The organism is Sphingomonas canaveralia (assembly GCF_047238125.1).
Classification (GTDB): Bacteria; Pseudomonadota; Alphaproteobacteria; order Sphingomonadales; family Sphingomonadaceae; genus JBDFMH01.
This window is the reverse complement of the sequence record NZ_JBDFMH010000001.1, coordinates 1,898,845-1,912,097: the sequence shown is the minus strand read 5'-3', so window position 1 is coordinate 1,912,097 and position 13,253 is coordinate 1,898,845. Positions and strand designations below refer to the sequence as shown.

Annotated in this window: 12 protein-coding genes; all 12 read left to right on the top strand. The window is 65.6% G+C overall.

Going from position 1 to position 13,253, the window contains the following annotated elements; translation table 11 throughout:
- The first annotated feature begins 11 nt into the window (after nt 1–11).
- The 12 genes from ABC347_RS09480 to ABC347_RS09425 all read left to right on the top strand — a co-directional run bounded on the left by ABC347_RS09480 (nt 12) and on the right by ABC347_RS09425 (nt 13,239).
- Nucleotides 12–797, top strand: a complete 786-nt coding sequence (locus ABC347_RS09480; protein WP_413245484.1) for a succinate dehydrogenase iron-sulfur subunit — start codon at nt 12–14, stop codon at nt 795–797.
- A gap of 9 nt (nt 798–806) precedes the next feature.
- On the top strand, nt 807–1,259 hold the full coding sequence (locus ABC347_RS09475; RefSeq protein ID WP_413245483.1) for a PaaI family thioesterase: 453 nt from the start codon (nt 807–809) through the stop codon (nt 1,257–1,259).
- The gene (gene zapE, locus ABC347_RS09470; protein ID WP_413245482.1) at nt 1,256–2,368 is read left to right on the top strand and encodes a cell division protein ZapE; all 1,113 of its coding nucleotides are present in this window, start codon (nt 1,256–1,258) and stop codon (nt 2,366–2,368) included. The genes ABC347_RS09475 and zapE overlap by 4 nt, the downstream gene beginning before the upstream one ends.
- Nucleotides 2,369–2,503: 135 nt before the next feature.
- Nucleotides 2,504–3,241 carry a PEPxxWA-CTERM sorting domain-containing protein gene (locus ABC347_RS09465; protein ID WP_413245481.1) on the top strand — a complete coding sequence of 246 codons (738 nt, stop codon included), beginning with the start codon at nt 2,504–2,506 and terminating at the stop codon, nt 3,239–3,241.
- Between the two features lie 188 nt (nt 3,242–3,429).
- A complete protein-coding gene (locus tag ABC347_RS09460) occupies nt 3,430–4,062 on the top strand; it encodes a PEPxxWA-CTERM sorting domain-containing protein (RefSeq protein ID WP_413245480.1) in 633 nt (210 codons plus the stop codon).
- Nucleotides 4,063–4,298: 236 nt separating this feature from the next.
- Complete coding sequence (gene mdh / locus ABC347_RS09455) at nt 4,299–5,261, top strand: malate dehydrogenase (RefSeq protein ID WP_413245479.1); 963 nt, start codon at nt 4,299–4,301, stop codon at nt 5,259–5,261.
- Nucleotides 5,258–5,827 carry a hypothetical protein gene (locus ABC347_RS09450; protein ID WP_413245478.1) on the top strand — a complete coding sequence of 190 codons (570 nt, stop codon included), beginning with the start codon at nt 5,258–5,260 and terminating at the stop codon, nt 5,825–5,827. The genes mdh and ABC347_RS09450 overlap by 4 nt, the downstream gene beginning before the upstream one ends.
- Nucleotides 5,828–5,854: 27 nt before the next feature.
- On the top strand, nt 5,855–6,745 hold the full coding sequence (sucD, locus tag ABC347_RS09445) for a succinate--CoA ligase subunit alpha (protein WP_413245477.1): 891 nt from the start codon (nt 5,855–5,857) through the stop codon (nt 6,743–6,745).
- Between the two features lie 87 nt (nt 6,746–6,832).
- Nucleotides 6,833–9,742: a 2-oxoglutarate dehydrogenase E1 component gene (locus tag ABC347_RS09440; protein ID WP_413247029.1), complete on the top strand. Its 2,910-nt coding sequence runs from the start codon at nt 6,833–6,835 to the stop codon at nt 9,740–9,742.
- 2 nt (nt 9,743–9,744) lie between these two features.
- Nucleotides 9,745–11,013: a 2-oxoglutarate dehydrogenase complex dihydrolipoyllysine-residue succinyltransferase gene (gene odhB, locus ABC347_RS09435; RefSeq protein ID WP_413245476.1), complete on the top strand. Its 1,269-nt coding sequence runs from the start codon at nt 9,745–9,747 to the stop codon at nt 11,011–11,013.
- Nucleotides 11,014–11,121: 108 nt separating this feature from the next.
- Nucleotides 11,122–12,516 (top strand): dihydrolipoyl dehydrogenase, encoded by a 1,395-nt coding sequence (gene lpdA / locus ABC347_RS09430; RefSeq protein WP_413245475.1) that lies wholly within the window; start codon nt 11,122–11,124, stop codon nt 12,514–12,516.
- 12 nt (nt 12,517–12,528) lie between these two features.
- Nucleotides 12,529–13,239: a hypothetical protein gene (locus tag ABC347_RS09425; RefSeq protein ID WP_413245474.1), complete on the top strand. Its 711-nt coding sequence runs from the start codon at nt 12,529–12,531 to the stop codon at nt 13,237–13,239.
- Nucleotides 13,240–13,253: the final 14 nt, after the last annotated feature.

Here is a 13,253-nt window from a genome sequence, read left to right as displayed (position 1 = left end):
GAGGACATGTCATGGCCGAGTTCGCACTGCCGAAGAACAGCAAGATCAAGCCGAAGGGCAAGGTCCACAAGGCCGCGGCGGACGCGAAACGGGTCAAGAACTTCAAGGTCTATCGCTACGATCCCGATTCGGGCGAGAATCCGCGCTACGACCAGTTCGAGGTCGATCTCGACACGTGCGGGCCGATGGTGCTCGACGCGCTGATCAAGATGAAGAGCGAGCAGGATCCCTCGCTCACCTTCCGCCGCTCCTGCCGCGAGGGCATTTGCGGATCCTGCTCGATGAATATCGATGGCACCAACACGCTGGCCTGCACCAAGGCGATCGACGACGTGAAGGGCGAGGTGCGGATCACGCCGCTGCCGCACATGGACGTGATCAAGGACCTGGTGCCCGACTTCACCCATTTCTACGCGCAATATGCCTCAATCCAGCCTTGGCTGAAGACGGTGACGCCCGCGCCTTCCGGCAAGGAACGGCTGCAGAGCCCGGACGACCGCGCCAAGCTGGACGGCCTGTACGAGTGCATCCTGTGCGCCTGCTGCTCGACGAGCTGCCCGAGCTACTGGTGGAACAGCGACAAGTTCCTGGGTCCCGCGATCCTGCTGCAGGCCTATCGTTGGCTGGCAGACAGCCGCGATGAATATACCGGTGAGCGGCTCGACGAGCTCGAGGATCCGTTCCGGCTCTATCGCTGCCATACGATCATGAACTGCTCGAACGTGTGCCCCAAGGGGCTGAGCCCGGCGCGCGCCATCGCCGAGGTCAAGAAGATGGTGGTCGAACGCCAGATCTGATCGACGCGGATGGCCGATCTCCATTTCCACGACGACCCGATTCCGGGCGAGCCCGGCTGGTCGCGCTGGGACATGAAGGACGAGACCCGTTTCAACGCTGTGCTGGGCGCGCTGAAAGTACGGCGCGAAGGCGATGCCGTGGCGCGGCTACGGATGATCCCCACGCGCGGCCACGGCAATCTGGCGAATGGCGTGCATGGCGGCGTGATCCTGTCGCTGATCGATATCGCGCTGTTCGGCGGTGCGCGGGCCTGCGGCATCGCGGCGATCGGCGGGGGTGCCACGATCGATCTGAACACCCAGTTCCTGAGCCCCGGTCGGCTCGACCGCCCGCTCGATGCGGTTACCGAGATCCTGCGCGAAACCGGCCGCATGGTCTTCATGCGCGGCATCGTCCAGCAGGATGAGACCCGCGTGGCGGCTTTTTCGGGCACGATCCGCAAGCCTTCGCCGGTGCGATGACCAGCGTCCTCGCACTTTATGATACTCTGGTCGCCAAGGGCGAATTGCGCCCCGACCCCGATCAGCGCGCCACCGTCGATCGGCTCGATGCGCTCGCGATCGCGCTGAATCAGGCGCCGACCCGCGGGTCTGTGCTGTGGCGGATGCTGAAGCGTGCGCCGGAGCCGCCTCGGGGTATCTATCTGTGGGGCGGGGTCGGTCGCGGCAAATCCATGCTGATGGATCTGTTCTTCGATTGCGTGACGATCCCGGCCAAGCGTCGCGTGCATTTCCACGAGTTCATGATCGAGGTGCATGATCGGCTGCGGGTCGAGCGCGCCAAGGAGAAGGGCGATCCGATCACGCCGGTGGTGGAGGCGCTGGCGACCGAGGCCCGGCTGCTGGCGTTCGACGAGATGGTCGTCAATAATTCAGCCGATGCGATGATCCTCAGCCGCCTGTTCACGGGGCTGATCGCGGCGGGAGTGGTGGTGGTGGCGACGTCCAATCGGGCACCATCGGATCTCTACAAGGATGGGCTGAATCGCGAGCATTTCCTGCCGTTCATCGCGTTGGTCGAGCAACGACTGGACGTGATCGCGCTCGATGGGCCGACCGATTACCGGATGCAGCGCATGGCGGGCATGCCGACCTGGTATGTGCCCAACGGCCCGCAGGCGACTGAAGCGATGCGCGCCGCCTTCTTCCGGATGACCGATTACCCGCCGGAGGATGCGCGTCACGTGCCGGCGATAGACCTGCCGATCGCGGGCGGGCGGACGATCCATGTGCCCAAGAGCCTGAAGGGCGTCGCGGTCTTCTCTTTCAAGCGGCTGTGCGGCGAAGCCCGCGGCGCGGCGGACTATCTGGCGATCGCGCGTGCCTATCACACGGTGCTGATCGTCGGCATTCCCGTGCTCGGCCCCGACAATCGCAACGAGGCGGCGCGCTTCAAGGTGCTGATCGATGCGTTCTACGAATATAAGGTCAAGCTGATTGCCGCGGCCGACGCCGCCCCGGCCGCGCTCTACCCCGCTGGTGACGGCGCATTCGAATTCGAGCGAACGGTAAGCCGGCTGATGGAGATGCAGTCGGCCGATTACCTTGCCGAAGGGCATGGCGCCGACTGACCGGATAGGTCGATCCCGAAATGGGGCAAATAACTGGCAAGTCGCGCAGAAAAGGCGTGGACCCTTTCAATTCATCGATTATTCAGACCTTGATCGATGTGGTGTGGGGCCCATCGAGGACAGGGACAGGACCAGATGGCGAAATTTTTCAAACTGGCAGCGGCTGCTGCCTTCGCGATGGGTGCGAGCGTTGCCGCTCAGGCCGCGACCTTCGACGCCTTCACCAGCTTCGATGGCACACAGGGCGCCGGTGGCTTCTATTATGGCACCACGGATGGCACGATTGCCGGATCCTCGCTGTTCACCAGCAACACCAACTGCGTGATCGCCAACAGCATCTGTCTGCAGGTGGCGCTGCCGAGCTCGCAGGGCGATTTTCTGCCCGGCGTCTACAAATCGACGATCGGCGCCAATGAGTTCGGCACGGTCAACGTTCCGGGTGATGCGCTGGTGTTCCACCCGGGTCCGGAAGCGTTCAACAGCGGCACCAACCTCGAGTCGGTGTTCGTGGCCTATCTCGTGCAGACCAGCGGCCTCTACAGTCTGAGCGCCAGCGCTACCCTGATCGACGACACGCCGACTGGCGTCGGCATCACCGGCTTCCTGCTGCCGTCCGGCCAGACCTCGAGCGTGTCGCTGACGGGTCCGTTCGGCACCTCCTATTCGGCGTCAGGTCAGCTGTCACTGACGGCGGGCGATGTGGTCGGCTTCTACATCGACAAGCAGTTCTCCTATTACAACGACTCGACCGCAGTGAACTTCAGCCTGACCGCGGTGCCGGAGCCCGCGACCTGGGCGCTGATGATCGGCGGCTTCGGCGCGGTCGGCGGCACGATGCGCCGCCGGCGCACCGCTGGTATGGCGATCGCCTAACTGGTTGTCTCTCAAGTAAAAAGGGCCTCGCCGGAAGACCGGCGGGGCCCTTTTCTTTGCATGTCTTGCAGGTTTGAAGAACTGCCGTAGTCCTGTTTCGATTCGAGACTCCGATCCGGAAGAGTGCGTTGAGAACATTTGGCGTTTGAAGTATAGATTTCCTCAACGATAGATGTGGGGAGATTGTTATGCGCACCACCGGGCTTCTTCCGCTGGCAGCCGTGATCGCGATCGCGCTGGGCACCTCTTCAGCGAGCGCCGCCGTCAACCTCGTAACGAATGGCAGCTTCGAAGATCCGATCAGCACCGGCAACTTCACGACCCTTTCGGGCAATCAGCTGCCGGGCTGGTCGGTCGATACCGGCAATGTCGATGTCGTCCTGCAGCCGCCCTATGTGGCGTTCGATGGCACCCAGGCGCTCGATCTGGTCGGCACCGGTGTCTCGACCGGTTCGATCTCGCAGCAGATCGCGACGGGCACTGGCCTCTATCGGCTGACGTTTGCCTATACCAACAACACGGACAGCAGCGGTCCGTTTTCGGCGACCTACAGCATCGGGGGCGTCACCGGCAGCGTGACGGCCAGCGGCGGCACTAGCGCCAACCCGAACTGGCAGACGATCTCGGTCGATTTCCTGGCGACCGGCGCCACCACGCTGAGCTTCGCCGACACCAGTGGCGCGGGCAACCAGGGCATCTTCCTCGATGCCGTGTCGGTGACCGCGGTCCCCGAGCCTGCGGCTTGGGCGCTGATGATCGGCGGCTTCGGCCTCGTCGGTGGCGCGATGCGCCGCCGCAGCGTGCGCCTCGCTACCGCCTGATCTTTCGCAAACTGCGGATCGGAAGGGCCTCGCCACCGGGTGGCGGGCCTTTTCGCATGGGCGATACACCGGATCGCTGTGTCAAGCGGAGCTTCCCCTTACCGCCGAATCTCTTCGCAACCCTGCGATTTCGCCGGTTGCCCCCCCGGCATCGCGGGGCTAAGCGACCCGGCACGGACCGTGGGCGCGTGCGCGCGCGCTGCGATCGCTTGCCAAAACTCGTTCAGGGGAGCCCCATGGCCAGAAAGAAGATCGCGCTGATCGGCGCAGGCAATATCGGCGGCACGCTCGCGCATCTTGCGGCCAAAAAGGAACTGGGCGACGTCGTGCTGTTCGACGTTGTCGAGGGCGTACCGCAGGGCAAGGCGCTCGACCTGAGCCAGTGCGGCCCGATCGAGGGCTGGGACGCCAAGGTCACCGGTTCGAACGACTATGCCGATATCGCAGGCGCGGACGTCATCATCGTCACCGCCGGCGTCGCCCGCAAGCCGGGCATGAGCCGTGACGACCTGCTCGGCATCAACCTCAAGGTGATGAAGGCGGTAGGCGAGGGCATCAAGGCCAACGCGCCGGATGCGTTCGTGATCTGCATCACCAACCCGCTCGACGCGATGGTCTGGGCGCTGCGCGAATTTTCGGGCCTGCCGCACAACAAGGTCGTCGGCATGGCGGGCGTGCTGGACAGCGCGCGCTTCAGCCATTTCCTAGCGGACGAATTCCAGGTGTCGGTGAAGGACGTCAATACCTTCGTGCTGGGCGGCCATGGCGACACGATGGTGCCGGTGGTGCAATATTCCACCGTCAACGGCATCCCCGTGCCCGATCTCGTGAAGCTGGGCCTTTCGACGCAGGAGCGGATCGACGCGATCGTCAAGCGCACCCGCGGCGGCGGCGGCGAGATCGTCGCGCTGCTGAAGACCGGTTCCGCCTATTACGCGCCGGCCACCAGCGGCATCGCGATGGCGGAAGCCTATCTGAACGACCAGAAGCGGATCCTGCCGTGCGCGGCCTATGTCGAGGGCCAGTACGGGCTCGACGGCCTCTATGTCGGCGTGCCGGTGATGATCGGCGCGGGCGGCGTGGAGAAGATCGTCGAGATCGATCTGGACGAGGAAGCCAAGGGCAACCTGCAGGTTTCGGTCGACGCGGTGAAGGAGCTGCTGGAGGCGTGCAAGGGGATCGACGAGAGCCTCGCGTGATGCGGCTTGCCGTTTTCATGGCTCTCGCCGGTATGGTTGCCTCATCGGCCCAGGCGGAACCGGTGGCAGAATTGCCAAGCGCCGTCGCGACTTTCGAGCGCGTCTGCTTAAGCGGAGGCGTAGATGCGGCCGCTCGGCCGGTCGCTCTGGCTTCGGCGGGTTGGACGAAGGATGCGTCATTATCGGTGAGTGTCGATAAGCTTGGCATCTCCAGGTCCATCAACAAGAACTATGACTTCTCAAAGCCCGAAGCTGCGGAGCAGTGGTCTGCGACGGTCGACAACCGTCCGGCTCGTGTCGTCCTTGCCAGCTTTCCGGTGAAGCGCCGGTATGCGCACCTTTGTGCGCTGGTGGTCGATGATGTTGCGAACGCGATGCCGTACGCTGACTCGTTGAAGGTCGCTTTCAAGACGTTCGGCATCGGCGGCAAAAGTGTCGATCTTGTCCATTATTTCGAATTTGCGGGTAAGATCGCGCCGGAAAGGCATCCGGTTCGGGGTGAAGTATTCACGCGTTCTCTCGCTAGCGGCGCGAAGAACAGCATGCACATTTACGTCGCATACTAGCGTAAGCACAGGACCGAAGGACGCCATATGGCAATTCTCGTCGACAAGAACACCAAGGTCATCACCCAGGGGATGACCGGCAAGACCGGCACTTTCCACACGAAGGCCGCGCTGGATTATGGCACGCAGATGGTCGGCGGGGTGACGCCGGGCAAGGGCGGCACCACGCATGAGGAGCTGGGGCTGCCGAACTTCGACACGGTGGCGGAGGCCGTCGCGGCGACCGGCGCCAACGCATCGGTGATCTATGTGCCGCCGCCCTTCGCCGCGGACTCGATCCTCGAGGCGATCGATGCCGAGGTGCCGCTGATCGTGGCGATCACCGAGGGCGTGCCGGTGCTGGACATGGTGCGCGTGAAGCGCGCGCTGCAGGGCTCGAAGAGCCGGCTGATCGGCCCGAACTGCCCGGGCGTGCTGACGCCGGGCGAATGCAAGATCGGCATCATGCCGGGTTCCATCTTCTCGAAGGGTTCGGTCGGCGTCGTCTCGCGTTCGGGCACGCTAACCTACGAGGCGGTGTTCCAGACAACCAACGAGGGGCTGGGCCAGACGACCGCGGTCGGCATCGGCGGCGATCCGGTGAACGGCACCAACTTCATCGACGTGCTCGAGCTGTTCCTGGCCGACGAGGCGACCAAGTCGATCATCATGATCGGCGAAATCGGCGGATCGGCCGAGGAAGAAGCCGCGCAATTCCTGCAGGACGAGGCGCGTCGCGGCCGCAAGAAGCCGATGGTCGGCTTCATCGCTGGCCGCACCGCGCCCCCCGGCCGGCGCATGGGCCATGCCGGCGCGATCGTTTCCGGCGGCCAGGGTGGTGCCGAGGACAAGATCGCCGCGATGGAAGCGGCCGGCATTCGCGTCAGCCCCAGCCCGTCGGAACTGGGCACCACGCTGTCCGCGCTGCTCAAGGGGTGAGGTGATCGCCCGCGCGGGCGGGCGAAACAGGGTGACGCCGGCCGCCCGGCGTCCCATATCAGGCGCCGGGTGCGCGAGGACGAGATCATGGGTTACGAAGGCCAGGCGTTCGATGAGCTGGAGGGGGTGAGCCCCTCCTTCGCGGAGGCGCTGCACGCGCAGTTCCGGGCGTCGCCCGATAGCGTGGAGCCGGGCTGGCGGCGTTACTTCGCCGGGCTGGAGCAGGCAGTGAGCGGGCCGAGCTGGCAGCGCAAGGGCTGGCCGCCGGTCGAGACCGACGCGCTGACTGCCGCGCTGGACCCCACCCAGTCGGTGGTGCCGGCCAAGGCTGCGCCTGCAAAGCCCGCCGCCGTCTCAGCATCTCCGGCCGCCGCCCAGCCGTCGACTGCAGACATGCAGCAGGCGCTGGCCGATTCGATCCGCGCGATGATGCTGATCCGCACCTATCGCGTGCGCGGGCATCTGGCCGCCGATCTCGATCCGCTGGGCTTGGCCAGGCCGGACCTGCCGGCCGACCTCGCCCCGGAATTCCATGGCTTCTTCGCCAGCGATCTCGATCGGCCAATCTATCTGGGCGGAACCCTGGGGCTGGAAACCGCGACAGTGCGCGAGCTGGTCGAGATCCTGCGCGCGAATTACTGCAGCCATGTCGGCATCGAATATATGCATATCGGCGACGTCGAGGAGCGGCGCTTCCTGCAGGAGCGGATCGAGGGCCGCGACAAGGCGATCAGCTTCACGCCCGAGGGCAAGAAGGCGATTCTATCCAAGGTGATCCACGCCGAGGAATGGGAGAAGTTCCTGGGCCGCAAATATGTCGGCACCAAGCGGTTCGGCCTGGATGGCGGCGAGGCTGCGATCCCGGCGCTTGAGGCGGTGATCAAATATGGCGGCGCCGGCGGCGTCGTCGAAGTCGTGATCGGCATGGCGCACCGCGGCCGGCTGAACGTGCTGTCGAACGTGATGGCCAAGCCCTATCGCGCGATCTTCTCCGAATTTGCGGGCGGCTCCGCCAACCCGGAGGATGTCGGCGGTTCGGGCGATGTCAAATATCACCTCGGCACCTCCACCGATCGCGAGTTCGACGGCAACAAGGTGCATCTCAGCCTGGCGCCCAACCCCTCGCATCTCGAGGCGGTCGATCCGGTCGTGCTGGGCAAGTCGCGCGCCAAGCAGACCAAGCTCGACGACCTGAAGCGCGAGAAGGTGATGCCGATCCTGCTGCACGGCGACGCCGCGTTCGCGGGGCAGGGCGTGGTGATGGAATGCTTCGGCTTTTCCGGGCTCGCCGGCTACAATACCGGCGGCACCGTCCATTTCGTGATCAACAACCAGGTCGGCTTCACCACCAGCCCGCAATTCGCGCGTTCCTCGCCCTACCCCAGCGATATCGCGAAGATGGTGCAAGCACCGATCCTGCACGTGAACGGCGACGATCCCGAGGCGGTGACGTTTGCGTGCAAGGTGGCGACCGAGTTCCGCCAGACCTTCAAGCGCGATGTCGTGATCGACATGTGGTGCTATCGCCGGTTCGGCCACAACGAGGGCGATGAGCCGGGCTTCACCCAGCCGCTGATGTATGACGAGATCCGCCGCCACCAGCCGGTCTCCCGCGTCTATGCCGAGCGGCTGAAGGGCGAAGGCCTGATCGACGATGCCTGGGTCGAACAGCAGACTGCCGAATTCGTCGGCATGCTGGAAACCGAGTTCGAAAGCGCCAAGGGCTACCGCGTCAACAAGGCGGACTGGTTCGAGGGCGACTGGACGGGCTTCGCCGCGCCGCGCGAGGCGATCACCGAGCGCCGCGCCGCGGCCACGGGCGTCGAGCCGCAGCGGATCGCCGAGCTGGCAAAGGTGCTGACGACGCCGCCCGCCGACCTGACGATCCACAAGACGCTGGGCCGCATCCTGGAGGCCAAGCGCCAGATGCTGGAAAGCGGCGAGGGCATCGACTGGGCGACCGCGGAAGCGCTGGCGTTCGGGACCCTTCTGCAACAGGGGCATGGCATCCGCCTGTCCGGCCAGGATTCGGGCCGGGGCACGTTCAGTCAGCGCCATGCGGTGTGGGTCGACCAGAAGGACGGCCACAAATATATTCCGCTATCCTCGCTCAATCGCCGCTTCCAGGTGCTAGACAGTCCGCTGAGCGAGTTCGGCGTGCTGGGCTTCGAATATGGCTATGCGTCCGCCGCGCCCAATACGCTGGTGCTGTGGGAAGCGCAGTTCGGCGATTTCGCCAACGGCGCACAGGTGATTATCGATCAGTTCATCGCCGCGGGCGAGGCCAAGTGGCTGCGCGTGAACGGGCTCGTGATGCTGCTGCCCCATGGTTATGAAGGCCAGGGGCCGGAACACAGCTCGGCCCGGCTGGAGCGCTATCTGCAGCTGTGCGCCGAGGATAATCTGCAGGTCTGCAACATCACCACGCCGGCCAATTATTTCCACGTGCTGCGCCGGCAGCTGATGCGCAATTTCCGCAAGCCGCTCATCATCATGACGCCCAAGTCGCTGCTGCGGCACAAGGCGGCGGTATCGTCGATCGACCAGTTCACCGGCGACAGCCACTTCATGCGGATCCTTTCCGACCCGAAGGCGCCGGCCGATACGGATGTGAATCGGGTGGTGCTGGTTTCCGGCAAGCTGTTCTACGATCTGGCCGATGCGCGCGATGCGGCTGGCGATACGGCGACCAGCATCATCCGGATCGAGCAGATCTATCCGTTCCCGTCCGAAGCGCTGGCGAAGCGGCTGGCGCGGATGCCGCAGCTGGAAACGGTCGTCTGGGCGCAGGAGGAACCGAAGAACAATGGCGCCTGGACGTTCGTCGAGCCGCTGATCGAGGACGTGCTGCGCACCGTGGGCGGCAAGCCGCAGCGTCCCGTCTATGCGGGCCGCAAGGCATCGGCCGCGACCGCGACGGGCCTGGCCCGCAAGCATAACGAGCAGCAGGCGGCGCTCGTCGCCGAGGCGCTCGGCCATGACGTGAAGGACAAGTGACGATGGCGACCGACGTGAAGGTGCCGAGCCTGGGTGAATCGATCACCGAGGCGACGCTGGGCCAATGGCTGAAGCAGCCCGGCGAGGCGGTGAAGGCCGATGAGCCGATCGCCAGCCTCGAAACGGACAAGGTCGCGGTGGAAGTGCCGTCGCCGGTGGCGGGCGTGATGGGCGCGCAGGCGGTGGCGGAAGGCGATACCGTGCAGGTGGGTGCGGTGATCGCGACCGTGGATGCCGGCGCCAGCGCCGCGAGCGCGGCTACCCCAGCCGTCGAGAACCGCACGCCCGTCGGCCAGGCGGAGGCGGCCGCGCCGGCCGAGCCTGCCGCTGCGCCCGATGACGGGGGCGACGATTCGAACCCGAAGACGCTTTCGCCGGCGGTGCGGCGCGCCGTGCTGGAGCATCATCTCGATCCGTCCAAGATCCGCGGCACCGGCCGCGATGGGCGCATCACCAAGGATGACGTGCTGGCTGCCGCCCAGAACCAGCAGGCCGAGGCGAAGGCCCCGACCGCCGCGCCAGCGCCAGCTGCTGCCCAACCGACCGCGACGGCCGCCCCGGCGACCGGCGAGCGCCGCGAGGAACGTGTCCGCATGACGCGCCTGCGCCAGACCGTCGCCAAGCGGCTTAAGGAAGCGCAGAACACCGCCGCCATGCTGACGACGTTCAACGACGTCGACATGACCGAGGTGATGGCCGCGCGCGCCAAGTACAAGGATCTTTTCGAGAAGAAGCATGGCGTGCGGCTGGGCTTCATGGGCTTCTTCGTGAAGGCCGCGTGCCAGGCGCTGCGCGACATCCCCGCGGTCAATGCGTCGATCGAGGGCGACGAGATCGTCTATCGCGACTATGCCGACATCTCGGTCGCGGTCTCCGCGCCGCAGGGGCTGGTCGTGCCGGTGATCCGTGATGCGCAGACGCTGTCGGTGGCCAGCATCGAGAAGACGATCGGCGATTTCGGCAAGCGCGCCAAGGACGGCACGCTGAAGATGGACGAGATGAAGGGCGGCACCTTCACTATTTCCAACGGCGGCGTGTTCGGATCGCTGATGTCGACCCCGATCATCAATCCGCCGCAGTCGGCCGTGCTGGGTCTGCACCGGATCGAGGAACGGCCGGTGGTGATCGACGGCCAGATCGTGGCGCGGCCGATGATGTATCTGGCGCTGAGCTACGACCACCGCCTGATCGACGGCCGCGAGGCAGTCACTTTCCTGGTGGCGCTGAAGAACGCGATCGAGGATCCGACACGGCTGCTGATCGATCTGTAAGGTTCAACAATGAAGTCACCCCGGCGCGAGCCGGGGTCTCCCGCGACGGGAGACTCTCCTGCCGCAAGAGATGCCAGCCCGCGCTGGTATGACGCGGAAGGAAGCAAGATGGCTGATTATGATTTCGACGTTCTGGTGATCGGTGCCGGACCCGGCGGCTATGTCGCGGCGATCCGCGCGGCGCAGCTGGGGCTGCGGGTGGCGTGCGCCGAGGCGCGCGAGACGCTGGGCGGGACCTGCCTGAACGTCGGCTGCATCCCTTCGAAGGCGCTGCTGCACGCCAGCCACCTGTACGAGGAAGCGCATGACGGCACGCTGGCGAAGTTCGGCGTGAAGACTGCAGGCGTCGAGCTTGACCTGGAAGCGATGCACGGCCAGCGGCGCGACGCGGTCAAGGGGCTGACCGGCGGCATCGAATTTCTGTTCAAGAAGAACAAGGTGGAATGGCTGAAGGGCCGCGCCACCTTCGTCTCCGCCGATACGGTGACGGTCGGCGAGCGGACCGTGCGCGCCAAGGATATCGTGATCGCCACCGGATCGACGGTGACGCCGCTGCCGGGCGTGACGGTGGATCACGAAGCGATCGTCGATTCCACGAGCGCGCTGGAACTGTCGCAGGTGCCGGGCCACATGGTGGTGATCGGTGGCGGCGTGATCGGGCTGGAGCTGGGATCGGTCTGGCGCCGGCTGGGTGCGAAGGTGACGGTGGTCGAATATCTCGATCAGCTGCTGCCGGGGATGGACGGCGAGATCCGCAAGGAAGCCGCCAAGATCTTCAGGAAGCAGGGCATGGATCTGAAGCTTTCGACCAAGGTGACGGGCGCGGTGCGCGACGGCGCCGGCGTGTCGCTGACGGTTGAGCCCGCGCAGGGGGGTGCTGCGGAGACGATCGCGGCCGATATCGTGCTGGTGGCGATCGGGCGGCGGCCGAACACCGAAGGGCTGGGGCTGGACAAGGTTGGCCTTGCCGTCAACCAGCGCGGCCAAGTCGAGATCGATCATGACTTCCGCACCAAGGTGCCCGGCATCTGGGCGATCGGCGATGTCGCGCCCGGCCCGATGCTGGCCCACAAGGCCGAAGACGAAGGCGTGGCCGTGGCCGAGAATATCGCCGGTCACACCGGCATTGTGAACCACGACGTGATCCCGAGCGTGGTCTATACTTATCCGGAAATCGCCGGTGTCGGCCTGACCGAGGAGCAGGCGCGCGAGACGGGCGAGATCAAGGTCGGCAAGTTCCCGATGGCGGGCAACAGCCGCGCCAAGACGATCGCCGACACCACGGGCTTCGTGAAGGTAATCGCCGATGCGAAGACCGATCGCGTGCTGGGTGCCTGGATCATCACCTCGCTGGCGGGCACGATGATCGCGCAGGTGGCACAGGCGATGGAGTTCGGCGCGACGTCCGAGGATATCGCCTATACCTGCCACGCGCACCCCACCCATTCGGAGGCGATCAAGGAAGCGGCGATGGGCGTGCAGGGCAAGCCGATCCACGTCTGATCCGGCCGCGCCATGCGCCCCCGCAAGCTGCTGACGCGGATCCATGTCTGGATCGGCTGGATCGTCGGCGTGCAGATCCTGCTGTGGGTGGCCAGCGGGCTGTTCATGACGATTCCGTCGATAGAACGGGTGCGCGGCGAGCATCTGCGCCGCCCGCCCGCGCCGATCGCGATCCCGGCCGGCTTTGCGCCGCGACTGGCGCTGGTGCCGGCCGCGCGCCCGATCAAGTCGCTGGGCATCGAGATGCGTCTGGGCCGACCCTTCTGGGTGATCCGGTTCGCGGATGGCGGCGGTGCGCTGGCGAGTCCGGCTTCCGGGCGGCTGCTGCCGCCGATCGGCGCGCGCGCGGCGCTGGCGCTGGCGCTGGCGGATTATGCGGGCGCGGCACGCGTGGCGGGTGTGTCACGCGTCGATCCGTCGCGGCCGCCGGGCGACTATCGGCGTGACGAGCCGGCCTGGCAGGTGCGGCTGGACGACGGCACCAACCTGTATGTCGATGCCGGCACCGGCGCGGTCATGATGCGCCGGACCGGGCTGTGGCGCGCCTATGACCTGATGTGGGGACTGCACATCATGGATTGGCGCGGCCGTGAGGATTTCAATCATCCGTTGCTGATCGGCGCCGCGGCGCTGTCGTTGGCCAGCATCATGGCCGGGCTCGTGCTGTTGCCCTTCACCATCCGGCGCCGGCGGAACAGGCATGGCGGATCGGCCGTTCGGTAGACGAAACGATCGAC

Bases quoted from the DNA above. Each gene is read 5' to 3' on its own strand.
- ABC347_RS09480 (WP_413245484.1), top strand. From the start codon at position 12: ATGGCCGAGTTCGCACTGCCGAAGAACAGCAAGATCAAGCCGAAGGGC.
- ABC347_RS09475 (WP_413245483.1), top strand. From the start codon at position 807: ATGGCCGATCTCCATTTCCACGACGACCCGATTCCGGGCGAGCCCGGC.
- ABC347_RS09440 (WP_413247029.1), top strand. From the start codon at position 6,833: ATGGGTTACGAAGGCCAGGCGTTCGATGAGCTGGAGGGGGTGAGCCCC.
- lpdA (WP_413245475.1), top strand. From the start codon at position 11,122: ATGGCTGATTATGATTTCGACGTTCTGGTGATCGGTGCCGGACCCGGC.
- ABC347_RS09460 (WP_413245480.1), top strand. From the start codon at position 3,430: ATGCGCACCACCGGGCTTCTTCCGCTGGCAGCCGTGATCGCGATCGCG.
- ABC347_RS09425 (WP_413245474.1), top strand. From the start codon at position 12,529: ATGCGCCCCCGCAAGCTGCTGACGCGGATCCATGTCTGGATCGGCTGG.
- ABC347_RS09465 (WP_413245481.1), top strand. From the start codon at position 2,504: ATGGCGAAATTTTTCAAACTGGCAGCGGCTGCTGCCTTCGCGATGGGT.
- mdh (WP_413245479.1), top strand. From the start codon at position 4,299: ATGGCCAGAAAGAAGATCGCGCTGATCGGCGCAGGCAATATCGGCGGC.
- odhB (WP_413245476.1), top strand. From the start codon at position 9,745: ATGGCGACCGACGTGAAGGTGCCGAGCCTGGGTGAATCGATCACCGAG.
- zapE (WP_413245482.1), top strand. From the start codon at position 1,256: ATGACCAGCGTCCTCGCACTTTATGATACTCTGGTCGCCAAGGGCGAA.
- sucD (WP_413245477.1), top strand. From the start codon at position 5,855: ATGGCAATTCTCGTCGACAAGAACACCAAGGTCATCACCCAGGGGATG.